General features: G+C 61.3%; 16 protein-coding genes, 1 pseudogene and 1 other annotated feature. Of the genes and pseudogenes, 8 read left to right on the forward strand and 9 right to left on the reverse strand.

Features of this window, described 5'->3' with window-relative positions; genetic code table 11:
* Both GGQ68_RS23030 and GGQ68_RS24770 read left to right on the forward strand, forming a co-directional pair.
* A partial coding sequence (locus GGQ68_RS23030) for a transposase (RefSeq protein WP_221235708.1) occupies positions 1 to 813 on the forward strand: 813 nt, incomplete at its 5' end.
* A 189-nt stretch (positions 814 to 1,002) separates the two neighbouring features.
* Entirely contained in the window at positions 1,003 to 1,095 is a 93-nt protein-coding gene (locus GGQ68_RS24770; RefSeq protein WP_343056065.1) for an integrase core domain-containing protein, read from the forward strand.
* A 34-nt stretch (positions 1,096 to 1,129) separates the two neighbouring features.
* Here GGQ68_RS24770 and GGQ68_RS24515 read toward each other — a convergent pair.
* The 6 genes and pseudogenes from GGQ68_RS24515 to GGQ68_RS23070 form a co-directional block, all read right to left on the reverse strand.
* A pseudogene (locus tag GGQ68_RS24515) lies at positions 1,130 to 1,635 on the reverse strand (IS3 family transposase); the annotation flags it as partial.
* Positions 1,331 to 1,447 (reverse strand) — a sequence feature (AL1L pseudoknot). Its footprint overlaps the pseudogene before it by 117 nt.
* Before the next feature lie 74 nt (positions 1,636 to 1,709).
* Positions 1,710 to 2,549, reverse strand: a complete 840-nt coding sequence (gene kdsA, locus GGQ68_RS23050; protein ID WP_183970202.1) for a 3-deoxy-8-phosphooctulonate synthase — start codon at positions 2,547 to 2,549, stop codon at positions 1,710 to 1,712.
* On the reverse strand, positions 2,546 to 3,334 hold the full coding sequence (locus GGQ68_RS23055) for a 3-deoxy-manno-octulosonate cytidylyltransferase (protein ID WP_183970204.1): 789 nt from the start codon (positions 3,332 to 3,334) through the stop codon (positions 2,546 to 2,548). Before GGQ68_RS23055 ends, kdsA begins: the two co-directional genes overlap by 4 nt.
* Positions 3,335 to 3,349: 15 nt before the next feature.
* A complete protein-coding gene (locus GGQ68_RS23060) occupies positions 3,350 to 4,300 on the reverse strand; it encodes a KpsF/GutQ family sugar-phosphate isomerase (RefSeq protein WP_183970206.1) in 951 nt (316 codons plus the stop codon).
* 135 nt (positions 4,301 to 4,435) lie between these two features.
* Entirely contained in the window at positions 4,436 to 5,116 is a 681-nt protein-coding gene (locus GGQ68_RS23065) for a YjbF family lipoprotein (RefSeq protein ID WP_183970208.1), read from the reverse strand.
* Positions 5,117 to 5,124: 8 nt separating this feature from the next.
* A complete protein-coding gene (locus GGQ68_RS23070) occupies positions 5,125 to 7,284 on the reverse strand; it encodes a YjbH domain-containing protein (protein ID WP_246429528.1) in 2,160 nt (719 codons plus the stop codon).
* Positions 7,285 to 7,514: 230 nt separating this feature from the next.
* On the opposite strand from GGQ68_RS23070, the gene GGQ68_RS23075 reads away from it, so the two are divergent.
* Positions 7,515 to 8,915, forward strand: coding sequence for a dihydrolipoyl dehydrogenase (locus tag GGQ68_RS23075; protein ID WP_183970210.1), 1,401 nt, complete (start codon positions 7,515 to 7,517; stop codon positions 8,913 to 8,915).
* A 4-nt stretch (positions 8,916 to 8,919) separates the two neighbouring features.
* Here GGQ68_RS23075 and GGQ68_RS23080 read toward each other — a convergent pair whose 3' ends face one another.
* A complete protein-coding gene (locus tag GGQ68_RS23080; RefSeq protein WP_183970212.1) occupies positions 8,920 to 11,088 on the reverse strand; it encodes a calcium-binding protein in 2,169 nt (722 codons plus the stop codon).
* A 233-nt stretch (positions 11,089 to 11,321) separates the two neighbouring features.
* Here GGQ68_RS23080 and rfbC point away from each other — a divergent pair, with 233 nt between their 5' ends.
* The 4 genes from rfbC to rfbA all read left to right on the forward strand — a co-directional run bounded on the left by rfbC (position 11,322) and on the right by rfbA (position 14,721).
* Positions 11,322 to 11,885 carry a dTDP-4-dehydrorhamnose 3,5-epimerase gene (rfbC, locus tag GGQ68_RS23085; protein ID WP_183970213.1) on the forward strand — a complete coding sequence of 188 codons (564 nt, stop codon included), beginning with the start codon at positions 11,322 to 11,324 and terminating at the stop codon, positions 11,883 to 11,885.
* Positions 11,882 to 12,919 carry a dTDP-glucose 4,6-dehydratase gene (rfbB, locus tag GGQ68_RS23090; protein ID WP_183970216.1) on the forward strand — a complete coding sequence of 346 codons (1,038 nt, stop codon included), beginning with the start codon at positions 11,882 to 11,884 and terminating at the stop codon, positions 12,917 to 12,919. Before rfbC ends, rfbB begins: the two co-directional genes overlap by 4 nt.
* An 84-nt stretch (positions 12,920 to 13,003) precedes the next feature.
* A complete protein-coding gene (gene rfbD / locus GGQ68_RS23095) occupies positions 13,004 to 13,843 on the forward strand; it encodes a dTDP-4-dehydrorhamnose reductase (protein WP_183970218.1) in 840 nt (279 codons plus the stop codon).
* Positions 13,840 to 14,721 (forward strand): glucose-1-phosphate thymidylyltransferase RfbA, encoded by an 882-nt coding sequence (gene rfbA / locus GGQ68_RS23100; protein ID WP_183970220.1) that lies wholly within the window; start codon positions 13,840 to 13,842, stop codon positions 14,719 to 14,721. Before rfbD ends, rfbA begins: the two co-directional genes overlap by 4 nt.
* Before the next feature lie 390 nt (positions 14,722 to 15,111).
* Here the strand turns inward: rfbA and GGQ68_RS23105 are convergent, their stop codons facing one another.
* Both GGQ68_RS23105 and GGQ68_RS23110 read right to left on the reverse strand, forming a co-directional pair.
* Positions 15,112 to 16,491 carry a sulfotransferase domain-containing protein gene (locus GGQ68_RS23105; RefSeq protein WP_183970222.1) on the reverse strand — a complete coding sequence of 460 codons (1,380 nt, stop codon included), beginning with the start codon at positions 16,489 to 16,491 and terminating at the stop codon, positions 15,112 to 15,114.
* Between the two features lie 6 nt (positions 16,492 to 16,497).
* Entirely contained in the window at positions 16,498 to 19,623 is a 3,126-nt protein-coding gene (locus GGQ68_RS23110; protein WP_183970224.1) for a hypothetical protein, read from the reverse strand.
* A 271-nt stretch (positions 19,624 to 19,894) separates the two neighbouring features.
* Between GGQ68_RS23110 and gmd the strand changes: the two genes are divergently transcribed.
* Positions 19,895 to 20,908 (forward strand): GDP-mannose 4,6-dehydratase, encoded by a 1,014-nt coding sequence (gene gmd, locus GGQ68_RS23115; RefSeq protein ID WP_183970226.1) that lies wholly within the window; start codon positions 19,895 to 19,897, stop codon positions 20,906 to 20,908.
* Positions 20,909 to 20,918: the final 10 nt, after the last annotated feature.

Consider the following 20,918-nt stretch of genomic DNA (forward strand, 5'->3'; position numbering starts at 1 on the left):
GCGCCGGGTGGGGCGGGGGTCTTGTTTTTTGACGCGGGGGGCCAACCCCCCGGGGATCGCGTGTTTTTTTTGGCGCGCCGGTTTTTCACTTTCCAAACGCTAAACCCGCGGCAGGCTCGACGGTTTGCGGAAGCAATTGGACGTGTTGCGAAGACGGACAGGCTCGACGCTGAAATGCTGGCCAGGATGGGGGCAGCCCTGCAACTGGAACCGACTGCGGTTGAACCAGAAATCGTCGTCAATCTACGCGAACTCTTGGTGTTTCGCCGTGGCCTAATCAAGGATCGGACTGCAGCGAAGACGCGGCTCAAGACAGCAAGGCAGGCAATGCTGCGGCGTCTTCTCACGCAACGGTTGGCACAGGTCGAGCGGCAGATTGCGCGTGTGGACGCCACGGTACAGGCGCTCATCGCCTCTGACGCCCGGCTGGTGGAACGCCTGAATATTCTCGTAAGCATCCCCGGCATTTCACGTATTTCGGCGACGGCCTTGCTCGCAGACATGCCAGAGCTCGGCAGCCTTTCCGGAAAGGAAGCTGCTGCTTTGGCCGGGCTGGCTCCTGTGTCGCGCCAATCCGGGCAATGGCAAGGTCAGGAACGAATACTGGGAGGTCGACGCTCTGTTCGGCAGGCACTCTTCATGCCAGCGCTCAGCGCCATCCAGCACAACAGTTCCGCCAAGGCCAAGTTCGAAGACCTCGTCCGTGCCGGGAAGCCTCGAAAAGTGGCTCTCACCGCGGTCATGCGAAAACTCATCGTCCTCGCGAACGCACTACTGAGAGACAACCGGAAATGGGCTCCAGAACCTGCTTGATCATCACGGATACTCGGCAGCATTCTGCGGATGCGCCTGCCGGGCAGTGGATGATCTGTTCGTCCGTAAATCGCGTTCGCTTCATTGTCCGTCCTCAAGTTCGATCCGACTCTAATCGACGGTGGAGGAAAAATCCCGTGGCAGGTCAATCGCCACCGTTTCGAGACCATCCAGCACGCGATGCGCGTCATCGGTGACTGGATCAGCTTCTACAACAACCGCCGCCCTCATCAGGCCCTTGCCATGCGCACGCCTGCCGAGGCATTCACATTAGCGGCTTAAGCTGAGCAGATTCAGCTGGGTCGATACAGATGTCTTTCATCAGGCGGCCGACCGTGCAGCGTGCAATGTCAAAGCCTTCCCGGTGCATCTGGCGCCAGATTTTGCGAAAGCCATAGACCTTCAGGTTCTGCTCAAAGGCACGTTCGATCTCATGCTTCAGTTCTGCGTCCCGCCTTGCTCGATCCGAAAGGCGGGACGTATCGGCCCGCTTGGCCAAATTGTCATAGAATGTCGCTGGGGCAATCGGCAGACCCCTGCAAATCGGCTCGACGCCGTGATCTGCACGATGATCTTCTATGAAGTGGATCATTTCTTGAATGGGCGGTCGAGCTCCGCCTGACCAAAATATGCAGACGCTTTGCGAAGCAACTCGTTTGTCTGCTTGACCTACGCGTTCAGGGTCTGAGGCGCACAGCCGATCTTCGCGGAAATCGACATGACCGCCTGGCACCGCGATCCATGCTGACCCTCATTGTCCAAGACCAACCGCACCGCGCGTTCACGCACTTCAGGGGAAAACTTGTTCGTTGTCTTGCTCATGATGCTCTATCCTACTCAGGATTTGAAGCCTCCGGCAAACCCGGCGCGGTTCACTGCAAAGGAAAAGCGCAACCTCACTTGTTAAAATCTTTTGTTATATCGTCGATTGCCTTAAGTCCCCGCAGAATACGGCCCAGATCATCGACCGGCACCATGTTCGGTCCGTCCGAGGGCGCGCTTTCGGGTGTCTCGTGGGTTTCCACGAAGACCGCCGCACAGCCCACTGCCAGCGCTGCGCGGGCCAGCGGCTCGACGTATTCGCGCTTGCCGCCCGAGGATTTTCCCTGCCCGCCAGGCATTTGCACGGAATGGGTGGCGTCCATCACCACCGGATACCCCGTTTGCGCCATGATCGGCAGCGCGCGAAAATCACTCACCAGCATGTTGTAGCCGAAGGACGTACCACGCTCACATAGCATAATCTTTTCGTTGCCAGTGGAGGCGATCTTTTCCGCGACGTTGCTCATGTCATGAGGCGCGAGAAACTGACCTTTCTTGACGTTGATCGCGGCGCCTGTCTCGCCTGCAGCGAGCAGGAGGTCGGTCTGGCGGCACAAGAAAGCCGGGATCTGCAGCACATCCACCACTTCGGCCACCGGAGCGCACTGGGCTTCGGAATGCACGTCAGTCAGCACGGGCACACCGAACTCGGCCCGGATCTGGCTGAGGATTTTCAGTCCCTCGTCCATACCAAGCCCCCGCTTACCTTCAAGGCTGGAGCGGTTCGCCTTGTCGTAGCTCGCCTTGAAGATCCAGCGGATGCCGAGCGGTTCGCAAGCAGTGGCAATTTTCTCGGCCAGCATGCGCGCATGGTCGAGGGATTCGAGCTGGCATGGCCCAGCGATCAGCGCGAAGGGGCGGTTCTGCGCGATTTCGACGGCGCCGTTCGGGGCGGGAACAGAGACAATTTTCATGCGATGCCTTCTTTCTTCAGCACGCCTTCGATGCGGGCGACATCGACGGGGTTGTTGAGCTCCCAGAACACGCGACCGCGCGCTTCGACCGGGACGCAAGTTACGGGGACGCCGTTCTCAAGGAAGCGCAGCTGTTCGAGGCCTTCGGCCCGTTCCACCGGTCCCTCCTCCCAAGACATATAGTTGGCCAAGGCGGTAGGACGATAGGCGTACACTCCGACGTGGTGCCAAACCTCAGGCGGGGTTTCGAGGTTGCTGACGTAGGGCAGAACTTCCTTGGAGAAATAGATCGCGTTACCATCCCGGCGCAGCACCGCAGTCGTGCCCCCGACCCGACCTGCTTGGCGGTCAGAAACAAAGTTCGACAAGGTCTCATGGTCGCATTTCAGCACAGGCGTCGACATCTGCACCGCCGGGTTCTCCATCGCGGCGATCAGAGCTTCGACGAACCATGGCGGGGTCAGCGGCGCATCACCCTGCAGATTCACGACCACCTTCGGTTCCTCCGGCAGTTGTGCCAGGCCTTCGGCGCAGCGTTCCGTGCCATTACGCGCCTTATCTGAGGTCATCAAAACGTCGGCGCCAAAGGCCTGGGCTGCCTCGCGGATGCGGGCGTCGTCGGTCAGGACGTAGACGGCATCCACCCCCTTCACCTGTTTGGCTGCTTCCAAAGCCCGCTGGATGAGAGATTTCGTCTCACCCGTGGCGCCCTTGAGTGTAACCAGCGGCTTCCCCGGATATCGTGTCGAGGCGTAGCGGGCGGGTATGAAAATGACCGTTTTCATGGGATGTCTCGCAATTCAGGCGACGCCGGCGCGCAGAGCGTCGTGGATGTGGATCAGGCCGGTCAACCGTTCGCCTTCGGTGACCAGAAGCACTGTGCGCTTCTGCGCGTTCATCACACCCAAGGCTTCCAGCAGCAAAGTGTCGGGCGTGGTGGCCAGTGGATCGCGGGTGGCGACCTCTCCGGCGGTGCGCTCCATCAGGCCGGCCATGTTGCGGCGCAAATCGCCGTCGGTGATGATACCCGTCAGGCGATTGTCCTCTACTAAGGCTGCGACGCCAAAGCCCTTCTGGGACATGGTCAGCAGCACCTCGGACATGGGGGTGTCTGCCGCCACCACAGGCAATTCGTCGCCCTTGTGCATCACGGCTGCAACGCGCAGTAGCTGCGCGCCCAGTGTGCCGCCGGGGTGGAAGGCAGCGAAGTTGGCGCGGTCGAAGCCGCGATGCTTCATCATCGCCACCGCCAGCGCGTCGCCAAGTGCCATGGCCATGGTCGTCGATGTGGTGGGAGCCATGCCGATGGCGCAGGCCTCAGGCGCGTCGGGCATCAGGAGTACGTGATTTGCAGCCTGCCCCAGCGTGCTCTCAGCTTTGCGGGTCATCGCCACCAACGGCACCGCAAAGCGGGCACAGTGAGCGATCATGTCGGCCAGTTCTTTGGTCTCACCGGAGTTGGAAATCAAAATGACCGCGTCGTTGGACGTGATCATCCCGAGGTCGCCGTGGCTGGCTTCTCCGGGGTGGACAGTCTGCGCGGGCGAGCCGGTCGACGCGAAGGTTGCCGCCATCTTGGCTGCGACATGGCCGGATTTCCCCATGCCGGAAACGATGATGCGTCCCTGCACCTGAAGCAGCATTCCGACCACTTGCTCGAAGCACGGAGGCAATTCCTCGGCCAGCCGCGTTAGAGCTGCGGCTTCGATACCCAGCACTTCTCGGGCAACGCTGTTGGCAGATTGGGACATTTGGGACCTCATGTGACTGGCCCGCTCATATCGCCCGCAGGATGACTTGTCCAATGCGCCATATTCCACCGCCACCGAAGCAGGGAGAGCATCTGTCGGCAGTCCCTTTGGAACCGCCCCCCATGATGAAGGCCCTCAGCGTCGCAGGTATTGCGTTTCGATGTGCCCAAGGTAGCTGCCGACCCATTGCCGCGCGCTGAGGATCACACCTGACGAGGAGACGGCGTAGCTGTTGGTGAACTCGATCTGTGCGTCAGTTTCGGTGTCCTTGCCGTAGCAATCTACTTTGACGGTCGTGGCTTCCTCATTGACAAGACCGCGTGTCACGCGCTTGCTGCCGACGGGCCGGGCCGCACACTGGAAGTCGAGTTCTTGTGTCACGGCTTCCGGTAGCAGGAAGCGCTGGACATAGCTTGCTTGTCCAGCACGCCGGCCGTGGATCAAGGACAGTAACGCGTCTTCTTCCACCGACATCAGATCGCCACCAAGACCCCGGGTCGCGGTTATCATGCCATCGCGCAACACGATCACATTACGCGATTGGTTGCCGAAGGTGTAATACGCCCCGTTGGTCTCCACCTGTGCGAGCAGACCTTGAGCATTGTTACGCTCTTCGAACTCCACGAGGATCAGAGGTTTCGCGTTAATCTGCAGCGCCTCCAGGATCTGTGCATCCGTTACAGGGGCAGGTGCCTGCTTTGGTGTGAAGAGCTGTCCCAGGCTGGCGAACGCCGCAGACTGGATGTCACGGTCGCTGCCACAGGCGGCTGCCCCCAGTGCAAGGCACAGCACGAATGCAGGGCGGGTGAATCGCATGAGTGTCCTCATCGCCAGAAAGTTCCCCAAGTGTTGGCCACGTCTGGCTGGTGATAATCGCGCACCTTTTCATAGAGACGGCCTCGTACATTCAGGCGCGCGCCCCCATCTCGAGTCAGCGACTGGATCGTCAGATCGTTTTCTTTGCGGGAGGGAATACCAATCAGGGAGCCGATCGGAATGGTGAAGCGGATGCCCTTGTCGAAGGAGCCCTCGCCGAAATCCTCCGCCGAGGCGTCAGTGACGGTCGCGTAGGCCCCCACGCGCCAGCCATTTGCGAATTCGCGATCCATGGAGACAGTCGCCCCGTAATCTCCCGCCAAGTAGCGCCCCACGTCGAGTTGGCCGTGAAAGCCATTGTCAAAGGCATAATAGGCGGAGAGATGGCCGTTCACCTCGGGAATCTCGCGGGTGATGCCACTGATCGGGTCCGTGGTGGTCATCTCTTGGAAACCGAAGAGCTGATCGTAGTCCCGTTTCTGGATGTAGTTCAGCTCTGCTCCGAAGGCGAGACGGCTGTCCACCGGCTTCCAGAGAAGTTCGGCAGAGGCGCCGCCGTACATACTCTCAAGGTAGCCGATGCTGAGGCGGCTGTAGAGATCACGTGCCGGACGACCGTAATGCGCCAGTTGGAGGTACTCGATCGTCTGATCGCCCTCGGCGGCATAGAGCGCTGTGTCTGTGCGCACACGCGGCAGACCGGATTCGTCCGTACGCTCGATCTTGTCGAGATCGCCAGTCAGCTTTTGCGTCACGGAGCCGGCCAGCTCCAAGCTCGGCGTGATGCGGTACGTGGCGGAGGCTCGCAGGTCAAGGTTGGCGCGTAGCGGGCTGTCCGGATCGAAGAGGGAGAAGTTCACCGCCGGCCCCAGAGACCAGCTGAACCTGGGGTATATGCCGGGATCAACTGCGGGTGTTCGTCCCTTGGCGTCGAGGACCTGTGTCCGTGGCAAAAGATCCGCTGCCGGTTCATGTTCCAACCGCTCCAGATCGGAGCGGCTGAGCACGATGGCTGAGGTCGGCATCCCATCGACCACCGGAATGATCTCGAAGGTTTCTACAGAGGCGGGCAGGCTGCGCGTCATAGCGCGCGCAACGCGCCCGATTGCTTGGGCCTCATTCTGAAACTTGCCATTGGCGATCCTCACCACCGCACGTCGACTTTCCAGCGTCATGCCTTCCAGCGTCATGCCTTCAGTTTTCAGAAGGCTGAACAGTGCCGCTTTGGCCTGAGCTGGCTTGGTGGCGTTGGATGTCCATCCCAAGTCTGCTTCAGCACCCGGCGCCCGCGGCGCCACGGGCACACCAGCAGGCCCCATTCCACCCGGAATGCCCGAGGTTCTGGGGTTGAACAGAAAAGTCAGCTGTGCACCCACTTCTTCGCCAAGCACATGGTAAAGCGAAAATTGCCCGTCACCATCGCTGAACATGTAGTCCAGACCGTAGTTCAGCGCACGGCTAGGCTTCTCCGCCCAACCACGTTCCACTTCGCGAGTGTAGAGGTCAGAGGAGTACTCCAGCTTCAGCCGCAACCGTTCATTGGGCGCGTAGCTGATACCACCGAAAGGGGCAATGTCGCCTCGGAACCAACGATCGTAGGTCGGGATACCACCAAGTTCAAGCGTTTCATCCGGGCGGGTACCGAAGCTTCCAATGGGGTCACGGCCACCAAAACGCCCCCATCCCAGACCGCCGGTGATCTTCAGCCCCCGAGCGACCGTCTTTGTCGCGACAAGGTACTCTCCGCTGTAGACACCCGTGCCGATGACATCGGAAAAACCTAGAACCACGCTAGGGCGATACCGGCCTTCGGTCAGCAGCTGGTAGCGTAGATCGAAGCTGCGATCGAAAAAGTCATCCCTGCCATCTTGGCTTGAGGGCAGAGATGTATAGCGAAAACTACCCGACATGCGCGGGGTGATCTGGAAATAAATGGTTGTCCGCCCCGTATCGCCGAGCCGCCCGAAGGTGCCCGCGATGGTTGCGTCTGGCAGGACTTCTGCCGTCGGCATGTCCACCAGGCCCGGCGACCCGTAGAGGTTTAGGCTCGTTGCATTGCGCGGATCGGAGTCCTGCGCTGAAGCCCCCACGGACAGCATGGCCAAAACCGCCAAGGACACACCGGCATACATGCGCGTCATGATCCGGCCTGAACGAAAACCCGGCATATGTCTTCCTTTTCAGGTCAAGATTTCCCCTTGAGTAATCTTTGCATCCCAGCCTGTCTATCGAACTGCCTTGTGTTGGGCCTGATATGTGGGAAAAACCACACGACATTATCCAAAAGCTTAACGCCACGCGCATTGGCCGCCAAAAACCTCCGGGCGTGCAACTTCCTGCGGACCTGATCCGTTGTCTGGTAAAACAAGCAACCCGATAACCTCGGGGGAAGGATATCATGGCGGATCTCACCTGTGACGTGGCAGTGATTGGCGCGGGAACAGCCGGGCTTGCAGCCGAGCGCAACGCCCGCAAGCACGGGGCCTCGACCCTGCTGATCGATCCGGATTTTGCCGGCACCACCTGCGCCACGGTGGGATGCATGCCCTCCAAGCTGCTGATCGCAGCAGCCCGCGCGGCGCATCGCGCGCGCAACACCGATCTGTTCGGTGTGCGCACCGGCGAGGTCACAGTGGACGGCCCCGCAGTCTTGGCCCGCCTGCGCCAAGAGCGGGATCGCTTTGCCAGCGGGGTCCGCGACAGTTTTGATGACCTGCCTGAAGGGGTTGCGGTGAAAGCCCGTGCACGCTTTTCCGGGCGCAACAGTCTCACATTGGATGATGGGCGGACCGTGCAGGCTGGTGCGGTGGTGATTGCCACGGGATCCTCGCCCATGGTGCCTGAACCCTATGCTGCGCTGGGGGATTTGGCGCTGACCAACGACAGCATCTTTGAACTGGATGACCTGCCCGAAAGCCTGGCGGTGATTGGTGGTGGCGTGATCGGGCTGGAACTGGCGCAGGCCATGGCGCGTCTGGGTGTGGCGGTCAGCCTCTTCGATATGGGCGACCGGCTGGCCGGGGTGCGCTGCAACAAGGTGCATGACGCGCTCAAGGGCGCGATGAGCCAGGAGATGGCATTGCATCTGGGCGTCGAGCCTGAACCGTCCGAGGAAGATGGCCGGGTGCGCATCGACTGGGACGGGCGTCATCAAAGCTATGACCGCGTGCTGGTGGCCACGGGCCGCCCGCCCAATGTCTCGGGGCTGGATCTGAGCGCCACAGGTTTGGCTCTGGACGACAAGGGGATGCCCGATGTCGCCGCCGATACGCTGCAATGTGGCGATTCCCCGATCTTCATGGTGGGGGATGCCAACGCGGCCCGGCCCGTGCTGCACGAAGCCTCGGACGAGGGCGGGATCGCCGGGCGCAACGCCGTGGCCTATCCGGCGGTGGTGCCCTCTCGACGCAAGGTCAGTTTCACCATCACCTATACCGAGCCGCCGCTGGTGATGATTGGCCAGGATCCCGACGACAGCGCCAAGATCGGCGAGGCGGATTACACCAACCAGGGGCGCGCAACGGTGGATGGCGAGAACGTCGGTCTGGCACGGCTTTATGCTGCTGCGCCGGACGGTCGGCTGATCGGAGCCGACCTGTTTTGCCCCGGTGCCGATCACATGGGGCACCTGCTGACCTGGGCGATGGAAGCGGGGCAAACCGCCAGTGATTTGCTGGACAGGCCGTTCTATCACCCGACCTTGGAAGAGGGGCTCAAAGGCGCGTTGCGTGATATTTGCGGCGCCGTGCCGCTGCGCGTGCCCGGTGACCAGGACCCCGGCCTGCCGCCTGGGGTCTAACCTGTCACAGCAGACCGTCGTCCGGATCGGGCGGCGGTGATGCGTCAGAGGAAGCGGCTTGCGCGCTGATGAGCAGGGTAATCTGCGCATCTTCGGTGTCGATGGTCCGATCCTCGAAGCGGATCCGTTCCACGCTGTCCAAGGTCACCACTTCATCGCCGGTAAAGATCGCCAACTGCCCATCGAGATAGGCAAAGGTCACATCCTGCGACGCGTCGTCCTTCAGGTGAACCGTATCCTTCCCTTCGCCGCCATTCACCGTCGCATTGCCACTGGTCAGCACGAAGGTATCTGCGCCGTCGCCGCCAAACATGGTGTCCTCGCCATCGCCTGCCACGATGACATCGTCGCCGTCGCCACCGACCATCAGATCGTCGCCATGGCCGCCCTTCAGCGTGTCGTTGCCTTCGCCACCATGAAGTCGGTCATCGCCGTGATAGCCGATCAGCCTGTCTGCTCCGGTGCCGCCCTTCAGAGCGTCCGTCCCGTTGCCGCCCTTCTGCACGTCGACCTTGTCGATAACGATACGCACGAAATCGTAAGGCAGCAGATCAAGGCTCACCATGCCATCGGTGAAAAAATCCCCTTCCTGCTCAAGGATCAGGGCATCCACATCGGTTTCCGTGGCAAAGTAATAGTCCTCGATGGAGCGCGGGTTGCTCACGAGGGGAATGATGCTGTCAAAGGTGGGCAGGTAGGTCTGATAGACACCGCCCGCCATATCCCGGATGTGGCTCTGGTCGTCCGGGTCGAAAAAGGCCAGCGTGGCCAGCTGCTCCGCTTCTTCTTCTGTGATCACACGGCGACCGATGCGGTTGAGCCCCTCGGCATCGGCCATATCAGACAGCCCGTCAGAGCTGCTTTGGTCGATGGTCACCTGCTCCACCCGGATATCGGTCGCCCCATTGGTGAAGCGCGAGATGTCCAGGTCAACGGTGGCCCGGTCGAGATCGCGCAGGCTGACAAACAGCACATCCTGATAGGCGCTGGAGAAGACGTTGACCTCCACCTTGCCATCGCTGCCGGTGCTGTCAGAGGAAATGCTTTCAAAACTGGTGACGCGGCCCGTGACGCTTTCCTCGGGCCGCAGGCTTTCGGACATCATCTGAAAGGCGGTGCCGCCGATGGTCAGGTCGATCTCGTCCACTTGACGGTTTCCGGCAATGTTAGAGCCTGTTCTGTGCTGCAAGGGCCAGACAAAGGCATCCTGCACACCGGCCTGCACCATGAATTCAAACATCTCCAGCAAGACGCCGGAACTGGCTGCGCCAAGCTGGTTATAATTGCTCGCCAGCACGTTCCATTCGGTGATGTAGAGCCCGACATCCCGGCCCAGAAGTTCACTGAAATTTTCGATCCGATAATCTAGACTGCGGTGTTCGTACCATTCGTGGGTGAAGACCGGGCCCTCTTCGTGGCCCTGATTGTAGTAGTAATGCGCCACACCGCCGTCGATGGCGTCCAACGCGCGCCGGTCCAGTTCCGCCAGAATGGCGCGGTTGGCGTCCTCGAAGGTGCCCGTGCGCTTGAAGCTGCTGGCCGCGCCCTGTGGTTCACCGATCTGGATCAGGATGGCCGGGTCTGCGTCGATCCCCCGCGCGGCCAGGGCCTCGATCGCGCTGACACTGGCGTTGATCACCCGGTTGGCGGCGATGCCATACTCTTCCTCGTTCATGCTGGAGACAAAGTCGCCGTTGGGATTTTCCTCCGGGTGCGTGCTGCGATCATAGTTCGCCCGATAGCGCCCGATGGAATATTCGTTGCCGATCTCCAAGCCTTCGATCAGGTCGCCGTATTCCGCCAGCGCCAGCTCAAGAAACGCCTGAATCTGTTCGGCAGGCAGATCCGTCTTGGTCGGCAGGACCATCGTGACCTTCACCGGGCCGCCATCTGCGCCGCCGGTGCGTGCCCAGTCGAAAAAGCGCGTCACTTCCTCGCGGATTTCCCCATTCTGCAGCTTGGTGATGTCGATGACGTTTTCCGTACCGCCGCCGGGATAACGTACATGATCAATGCCCAGCGTCTCGATGGCAGAGACGAAACCATCGGTCGGACCAATGCCGCCACGTGCGTCAATGTTGACGGCCTGCAATGCGTTGACCGCAAAATGATCATCCTGAACGGTGTGTCCCGTGCCCTGCATATTCACGAGCGAGACATCGTAATGCGCCATGGTGGCCTCCTGTGCTTGTCACAAAAGGCACGGGTGGTCGGGACATGGCGTGGATAAATTGCGGCAACTCCGGGCCGCTTTCTTAAGGTTTTCAGGATCGGGCCAAACAACGGGATTGACCTGAGGGACACGCTTCGTAACCGAGTAGGCTCCGGTCGGGTTTCCCGCTTTGTCCTGCTCACAGACGCTGTTAGGCCTTCGATCAAGAGCGTTTGGGCAAGAGGTGACAGACGGTGAATATCGAACAGACGGCATTGCCCGGAGTGGTGATCCTGACACCTGCGCGTTTCGGTGACGCACGCGGGTTTTTCAGCGAAAGCTGGAACAGGGACCGCATGGCCAAGGCCGGCTATGATTATGATTTCGTGCAAGATAATCATTCTCTCTCCATGACGCCAGGCACCTTGCGGGGACTGCATTACCAGCGCCCCCCCCATGCGCAGGCCAAGCTCGTTCGCTGCGGGCGTGGCGCATTGTTCGATGTGGCCGTAGACATCCGTCGCGGCTCGCCCACCTACGGCCAGTGGATCGGCGTCGATCTGACCTTCGAGAACGGTCGACAACTGCTGATCCCGGAGGGGTTTCTGCACGGCTTTGTGACGCGAACCCCCGAGACCGAGATCGTCTACAAATGTAGTGACTATTACGCTCCTGAGTGTGACGGGGCGGTGGCCTGGGACGATCCTGATCTGGGCATCGACTGGGGTCTGACCGGTGCTCCCGTGCTGTCAGACAAGGACGCCAGTGCACCGCAGCTGTCAAAGATCGACACACCCTTTGTGTGGGAGGCCGCATGAAACTCCTTGTCACCGGCGGTGCCGGGTTCATCGGCTCCGCCGTGGTGCGACGTGCAATCGCGCAGGGGCACGCGGTGGTAAACCTCGATGCGTTGACCTACGCAGCCTGCCTCGACAACGTGGCTTCTGTCGCCAATAATCCTGATTATGTGTTTGAGCGGGCCGATATTCGCGACCGCGCCGCGCTGGACCGGATCTTTGCAGCGCATCGCCCGGACGCCGTGATGCATCTGGCGGCTGAAAGCCACGTGGACCGCTCCATCGACGGGCCCGGCGATTTTATCGAGACCAACATCACCGGCACTTTCAACATGCTGGAAGCCGCGCGCAAATACTGGACCGAGGCAGACAAGCCCGAAAGCTTTCGGTTTCACCATATCTCCACCGACGAGGTGTTCGGCTCGCTTGGTCCCACGGGCCAGTTCACCGAGGGCACGCCCTACGACCCACGCAGTCCCTATTCCGCCTCGAAAGCCTCGTCGGACCATCTTGTGCACGCCTGGGCCGAAACCTATGGCCTGCCGGTGGTGCTGACGAATTGTTCCAACAATTACGGCCCGTATCATTTCCCGGAAAAGCTCATCCCCGTGGTGATCCTGAATGCTCTGCATGGGCGACCAATCCCGATCTACGGCAACGGGTCGAACGTCCGCGACTGGCTGTATGTGGAGGATCACGCCGAGGCCTTGCTGCTGGTCCTGTCCAAAGGAGCCTTGGGGCGCTCCTACAACATCGGCGGCGAGAACGAACGGTCAAACCTCGAACTGGTGCAGACGATCTGTGCCATCCTCGACCGGCTCGCACCACGGAGCGACAGCTACGCCGATCTCATCACCTTCGTCAGCGACCGCCCCGGTCACGACGCACGCTACGCCATCGACCCGACCCGCATCCGCGAGGAACTGGGCTGGCGCCCTTCGGTGACGGTGGAGGAAGGGCTGGAAAAGACCGTGCGCTGGTACCTCGACAACCGTCCCTGGTGGCAAGCCCTGCTGGACCGCGAAGGTGTGGGCAAACGGCTCGGGACCGGGTGAACTGACGGTGTCGTATCCTTGTCACGACGCCGTCTGAAGCGGCATGTGAGGTCGGCAAACAATGCGAGGCAGAGTGGAGGGACAATGATCCTTGTCTTTGGAAAGTCCGGCCAGGTGTCCCGGGAACTGGCGCGGCAAGCGGATGTCACGGCGCTGGGGCGCGAGGACTGTGACCTGATGCAACCGGGTGCTGCCGCACAGGCCATTGCCGAACATGCGCCCTCGGTCGTCATCAACGCCAGCGCCTATACAGCGGTGGACCGCGCCGAGACGGAAACGGAGGCCGCGCTGCGTCTGAATGCACAGGCACCGGGTGAAATGGCACGGGCCTGTGCCACGCGTGGCCTCCCGTTCCTGCATATTTCCACGGATTACGTCTTTGACGGGAGCGGCACAGCGCCCTGGACCGAAACAGACCCTGTTGCACCAAAAAACGCCTACGGTCAGACCAAACTGGAGGGGGAGCAGGCGGTGCGTGACAGTGGTGCACAGGCGCTGATCCTGCGTACCTCCTGGGTTTTCTCGGCGCATGGGACGAACTTTGTGAAGACGATGCTGCGCCTGTCCGAGACCCGCGATCACCTGAGCATCGTGGGCGACCAGGTGGGGGGGCCGACCCCCGCTGCCGATATTGCCGCCACGCTTCTGACCTGCGCCCGCGCCATGCAGGAGGGTCAGCCCGGAGGCACCTATCACTACGCGGGACAACCTGCCGTCAGCTGGGCAGGTTTCGCGCGCGAAATCTTTTGCCAGGCAGGCAAGACCACCGTGGTGGAGGACATCCCGACCACGGCATATCCCACACCTGCACAGCGGCCGCTCAATTCTCGCCTGGATTGCGCCAAACTCGCGACGGATTTCAGCGTTAACCAACCTGCGTGGCAGGACAGCCTGTCCAGGGTGCTGAGGGAATCGGGTGCATGACAGAGCAGGTGAAACGCAAGGGGATCATCCTGGCCGGGGGGTCTGGAACGCGGCTGTATCCGATCACCATGGGCGTCTCGAAACAGCTCTTGCCGGTCTATGACAAGCCGATGATCTACTACCCCCTGTCGGTTCTGATGCTGTCCGGCATCCGCGAAATCGCGATCATCACCACACCGCAAGACCAGGCGCAGTTCCAGCGGACACTTGGTGACGGCACCCAATGGGGGCTGAACCTGACCTATATCGAGCAACCTTCCCCAGATGGGTTGGCGCAGGCTTACCTGCTGGCCGAAGATTTCCTGGACGGTGCGCCGAGCGCGATGGTGCTGGGCGACAATATCTTCTTTGGCCATGGGCTGCCGGATGAACTGCGCCGCGCCGATGCACAGGTTTTAGGGGGAACTGTCTTTGGCTACCGGGTGGCCGATCCCGAACGCTACGGCGTCGTGGATTTCGCCCCTGACGGCACAGTCCGGCAGATCATCGAAAAGCCCCAAACGCCGCCCTCCCCCTATGCGGTGACGGGGTTGTATTTCCTCGACGGCACAGCCCCGGAACGCGCCCGCAATGTCACCCCCTCGGAGCGTGGAGAGCTGGAAATCGTCACGTTGCTCGAAAGCTACCTGAGGGACGGCATGCTGAACGTCGGACAGATGGGGCGTGGCTATGCCTGGCTGGACACAGGCACTCATGCGTCGTTGCTGGATGCCGGAAATTTCGTGCGGACATTGTCAGAACGTCAGGGGCAGCAGGTCGGATGCCCAGAGGAAATTGCCTTTGAGCAGGGGTGGATCGACCGGGACCAACTGCGCAGCCGGGGCAGCCTGTTTTCAAAGACGCAATACGGCCGCTACCTCCTGAGGCTTGCCGAATAGCCGCTCTGCTCTGCGGGCTTGAAGCCTCCTCCTCTTGTCCGGGTACGCCGCCCTGGCAACGGTCCTTTGTCCCGCCAGACACCGGCATGCACGTCTTGCCAGCCGAAGGGTATCAGGCCTTTTTGTGCCGACACCGTCATCCGCATGCATTATCGCGGCTGAGCGAGCGCGCGATGACCATTCCGTCGGCCCCAGATGCACGAAACAGGTCATATCACGCTGGCTCCGCCTTGCGCGCAACGAAAACAGGCGCCCCTGGCATCAAAGGCGTCCAAAACACGCACCGTCGAGACTGAGCAGCGGACCGGAACAACCCGGCCCTCTTTAGAGCGGAAAGAGACCTGAACAAGGCGTTGGCGCGAGACGAAACCGAGAGGCTACGTTGGTGGCTCACGTACTCTCGGGCAGGTCCACGCGAATGCCGGCGTCGCGGAATGTCTGTGCCACATCTTCGGGCAGCGCGATGGACCGCGCCTTCAGGAAGTGCGCGAGATCCATCGGCCAGAGCAACGCCCGAGGTCCACCAAAACCGTCAAACAGTTCCAGCGCCGCATCGTAATTGCCTCGTGCCACTTCGCCTGACATGAGCGCCTCGATATACAGCGGGATCGGACCGTAATCGTGAATGATCTGACGCTGGATGTCGCGGAAAGGCGCCGGCTCGATCGGGTCGCGCAGGTGCGACAGGCCCAGCCGCGCCATGTCCCGTGCCAGCGACGGCCCCGCATGGGGCATTTGCACAAGCGTGTTCATGGTGCGCTGTGTGCCTGCCTCGAACATCTGGGCCACCGCCTCATCAAAGCTGCACAGCGGTTCCAGTTGCTTGAGGATATGCGGAGGCAAATCCGTGGAGACCTTGGACAACAGCACCTTCGGGGCGGATGAGAGCCGCAGTTCGATCCCCGCCAGCGCGGCGGCACGGCACGTGTCGTCATAGATCCGCGCCCGCGTGACCTTCTGCAACATGCCGGTGTCGAACTGACGTGTCAGCGCGGCCTGCCGCATCATGATCTGCTCTGCCAGCGGGCGGTTGATCTCCTTGCGCAGCACGGAAAATTGCCGGTTCACCACCAGAAGATGCCCGGCGCGCAACCGGTAGACCTTTTCCTGTAGTGGCACCTCCATGTCGCGGTCCCCGTTGTAGAAACACTGCGGCGAGGTAAAGCCCGGGGCCGGATTGTCTGACAGATCCAGCGACCAGTCGTCTCCCAAACCGGCAAAGTCGCGCAGCATGGTTTCGACCCGTGACATGTCCTCGCCAAAGGCAAAGCCAAAGACGTTCTCGGATCCGAAGTGCGCGCACAGCTTGTGCAGGCGCGGCTCCAGCGGAAAGAGGTATTTCGCCATGACCGCCGGCGACCAAAAGCTGTAATCCGCATGACCGTGGATTTTCTGATGCTGCGCCACGTCGTGCAGGTAGTGGGAATAGGCGCGCTCCATCGGGTCACGCAGGCAGACGACGATGCGCACCTCGTGGCCCTCCAATGCCTGCGCCATGTTGGCAAGGCTGGTGTCGAAATCGTCGATATAGAGCGGTGAGGCGTCAAACCGCACCCGGTCGTCGGCGCGCACCGCATCGGCACCGCCCTCACGCGCGCCGTCGAACAGCCCGAGATAGGCATCGAGGTCACATCCCCGGCGGAAGTAATCCACCTCCTTGTTGCCCCAGGGCATGGCAAAACGGTCCGGCCGCTTGGAGGCCTGCGAAAACAAAAAGGTGGTGCCGGATTTCGGCAGCCCCACCACGATCAAGAATTTCTTGGCCTCCATGCGTCTCTATTCCGCCTTTTCCGGCTCTTTTTCCACCTTGGAATGCGATGGGTTCTGCGGTGACGTTTCGCTGTCCGGCGCGACAAGTCCCAGTCCCCGCAGCAGCACGCCAAGCTGGCGCGGATCATCCGACAAGCCCAGTTGTGCCGGGCTGGAAACGCGGTCCAGCGACAGATGCAGCAGGCAATCGGTCTCTGCCGGAATGTCTGGCAGGACCATGTCAAAGGCAGTCAGCTGATCGCGGTCGATGATCACGTCCAGCAGCCCAAACGCCGCGGGCACATCGCCGTCCAGCAGCGGCATCACCGGCTGCCCCGCGCGGCGCAGCATCACCGACAGGTGGCGCGGCCCCTCCATCGCTTCACCGCCATAAAACCCCAGCTCCGCGCTCAGCACCGTGCCTGCGGGTATCGCCTTTTCAGAGCGCAGCAACAGGGTACCTTCCGGGCCGTTTGTCCAGGCCCCGGCTGCTTCCGGCGCGTGAAAGCCGATGGTCGCCGCGGTGAAGGTCTCGGCCATTTCAGGGTTGATCCTCATCGACGTGTTCAGGCTAAGGCGCAGAGGAACACCCTTGGTCTCTGGCTCCGGATGCAGACACCCTTTCCTGTCGATCTGCCAAATCGGATCGTCACGTCGTCCGGCGGGATTGGCCCGGTCGCTCGGGGTTTCGCACAGGTAGGCATAAATCAATGTCAGAAGCCCCACGTTACCCTGCGACCCGGTCCAGAGCGCATCGCTGCCGGTCTTGGTGCGCAGCCACCAGCGCGTGTTGTGGCGCTTGGCGATCTCGTAGGCATTTCGGGGCGAGACCAGCCCGAACAACGGATCCCGCGCCGCATCGAGAAAGCGCTGCACCTCCTGGGCTTCCGTCTCGATGTCGCGGCCAGAGGTCACGCGTGCCGCGAGGTTGGTGATCTCGACCCGCCCTTCGGCCCGGTGCAACAGGTGGCGCAGCACGTCGAGCTTGCCCAGCGTGCCCAGCACACGGCTCAGCACCACCACTTCGAAGGCAAAAGGATCGCGCTTGTCGATGCAGCGGATGGCGTTCAGCAGGAAGTAGTCGCCGTCAAAGTAGATAAAATCCTCCAGCACATAGGACGCGACGCGCGGGTCGACGGCGGGCGGGATCAATTGATCGAACACCAGGTGATCGCCCAGACGCAGCCCGGCGGCATTGGCGGCGGCCACCAGACGGTTCATGCGCTGTGCCGGACGGCGCGGCGCGTGGATGTGGTCGAGGTCCAGCGCCGAAAGATCCAGCGGGGCGTCGCGCTGGCGCAGGGTCTCGGCGGGCAGCAACAGCAGCTGTGCGAGGTTGGTGATCGGCGGCTGCACCTTTTGCAACCGGGCACGCAGTTGCGTGGTGATCTGGGCGCGGCGTGCGGATTTTTCCGACTGGAACTGCTCGATCCGCGCAGGTGTCATCACGCTCTCGGCCGCCACCGCATGGCCGTGGTCCAGCAACACGATCTCCGGATCGTGGAAGGGCCCGCCTTTGTCCTCGAGCGCCTGGGCGAAGGCCGCGCTCAGCGTCTTGCCCAGCGGCCAATGCGGACGTCCCTCGGTGCCGTTTTGAGCACCTTCAGCCAAAAGTCCCATCAGTTCTTCCAGGCCGATGTCGCGCTTGGCGCAGGCCATATAGATCGCATGCAGGCTTTCGAGCAGCGTACTGTGCACCAGGTCGCCCAGCTCGTAATGCTTGCGCCAGTATTGCCGTGCCTCCGGCGCGCGCCACAGGGCAGGATAGCTTTCGGGGAACTCCGGATCGGCCCCCAATTGATGCATAAACAGGCTCTGTTCTGCCTCGGAAAGCTCCATAAAGCGTTCCAGAGAACAGACCGAAGGCGTTTCCAGAAGCGTCTGCCCGACCTCTGACTGGCGGTCCACCAGCGCGGTGCGGATCGCTGTCGCGGTATTGGCCATCTGCGCCCGTTCGCGAAAGGCGCGCACCCGCTCCACCGCTTGCGCGTAATGGCCCGGTTCGCGGAAATGGGCGACGATGCGGGGCAGATCCTCGGTGGCGGCAAAGATGGATCCGTCCTCCATATCGAGGAAAGGATGATGCGGTGGCAGAAACAACGGTCGGTCGAGGTTGGTGACGAAACGCGCCGTGGCCGAGTTGTTCCAGTGATCGTAATCGTTTTGCGGCAGGTAGAAATAATCCGCCTCCTTGAGCCGCTCCAGCAGTTCCATATCCGTCACCCAGCCAGAGCCCAGATCATGCGGCAGGTGCAGGTTTTCCAGCGTCTCTTCGAAGCGTTTCAGCTCATCCGTGTTGCTGGTGGCAACCGAGCCGACAAGGCGACCCCGTATCTCGCGCACGAGATGGAACAGGCTGTCGAAATCCTTGCCACCGTATTGGAAGAAGCCAAAAAATCCCACGGCTTCGGGGCGTTCATCCCGGTTGTCGGCGTAGTCGTGGTCCGGCACAGGCACCGGGGAGACGCCCAGTTCCAGCGTCGGCAAAAAGAAATGCCGCCCCGCCGAGGAGATGAAGGCGATCGAGGGAATGTCGGAGTTCATGATCTGCTGCTGGCGCGAGAACAGCAACTCGTGTTCCGTGTCCAGCAGTGAATGGTGGATGATCAGCGGCAACGCCTCCATCTCCCGCTTCATGCGGTCGAGGTTCTGCAACAGCCGCGTGGTGGATTCCCCCTGGCTCAGGCGCGGGTTCAACCCGTCATAAAGCCCCGGCCCATGGTTCACGAGCACCAGCGCGCCTTTCAGGAACTCCGGCCCCAGCGCCAGCGCCGCGGATGAGGTGCGCACGACGTGCAGCTCCTCCACCTGCTTGGCCATCTCATCGCTGAGATACCGCCCGTATTCGCCGATGCCGCATTGTTTCAGATGGCTGGGCGAGATCACCACCACGCGGGAGACACCGGCCACGATGCGGGGCAACACATCGCGCCCCTGCTGCCGACCGTACAGCGTGTAATGCAGATCCGGATCGGCAATCACCGACAGAGCACGGGCGCGCGGCACATCGCCATAGGTCTCGGCGTAGCCGTTCGGGGCGCTCAGCAAGGAAACCGGCTCCGGGCTGAGCGCATGGGAAAAGGCCGGGCGTCGGCCCAGAAGCCGCTGCGTCGCGAGCACAATGGTCTGGGCAGGTGTCGTGTTTTGGGTCATGCGGGCTCCATGAAATGCGTCCAGCGCCTTGATCTTTAACGAGCGTAAACACGCAAGAATGCACTTCTGGATTGTGCATTCCGGCGAGACACAACTCAAAGTTCGTTCAAGCGCCACATCCTGACCGCCATATGCAGAACCGAATTCTCGCCTTGGGTGCGGATCCGGGGCGCGCTCTTTTCTCTATTGGTAAATGTATAAACTCGTCGAAATTAACGGCGGATTAACCGCGATTGCCCCAGAGATGATGGAAATGGCTAGGGGAACCCAAATGAAGACGGCATTTATCACTGGCGTAACCGGGCAGGACGGCGCGTATCTGGCGAAGCTGCTTTTGGAAAAGGGCTACGAGGTCCACGGTGGCGTGCGCCGGATCTCTCAGCCCGAGACCACGCGGCTCGACCTTCTGGGCGTCACCAAGGATGTGGTCTTGCATGAGTTCGACCTGGGGGAGACGAACAACATCTTCCGCACCATCGACCGCGTGAAGCCGGACGAGTTCTATAACCTCGCCGCACAGAGCTTTGTCGGCGCGTCCTGGGAACTGCCCGTGTATACCGCAGACGTGGATGGCATGGCGGTGGTGCGCATTCTCGACACGCTGCGCACCCTCTCGCCCGAGACCAGGTTCTACCAGGCCTCCACCTCTGAGATGTTCGGCCTGGTACAAGAGGTGCCCCAGTCCGAGACGACCCGCCTTTACCCGCGCTCTCCCTACGGTGTGGCGAAGGTATACGGTCACTATATCACCATGAATTACCGCGAAAGCTTTGGCCTGCATGCCTCCAGCGGCATCCTGTTCAATCACGAAAGCCCGCTGCGCGGGAAGGAATTCGTCACCCGCAAGATCACGCTGGGGCTGGCCGCCCTGGCGCATGGCGGCACCGACGCGGTGGAATTGGGCAATATGGACGCGCAGCGCGACTGGGGCTTTGCAGGGGATTACGTCGAGGGCATGTGGCGCATGTTGCAGCAGGACGAGGCCGACGATTACGTGCTGGCCACCGGCACGACCACGACGATCCGTGACTTCTTTACCTTTGCGGGCGAAGCTCTGGGCATGGATCTGGAATGGTCCGGGGAGGCCGAAAACGAGACGGCGACCGACAAGAAGACCGGAAAACTGCTCATGAAGGTCAACCCGAAGTTCTACCGGCCCGCCGAAGTCGACCTGTTGCTGGGCGATGCCTCCAAGGCAAGGGAAACACTTGGCTGGGCGCCAAAGGTGGACATCCGTCAATTGGCTGAAATGATGGCAAAGTCAGATTTCGATGCACTTAAGTAAGAGTCTCCAC

The organism is Sagittula marina (assembly GCF_014196795.1).
Classification (GTDB): Bacteria; Pseudomonadota; Alphaproteobacteria; order Rhodobacterales; family Rhodobacteraceae; genus Sagittula; species Sagittula marina.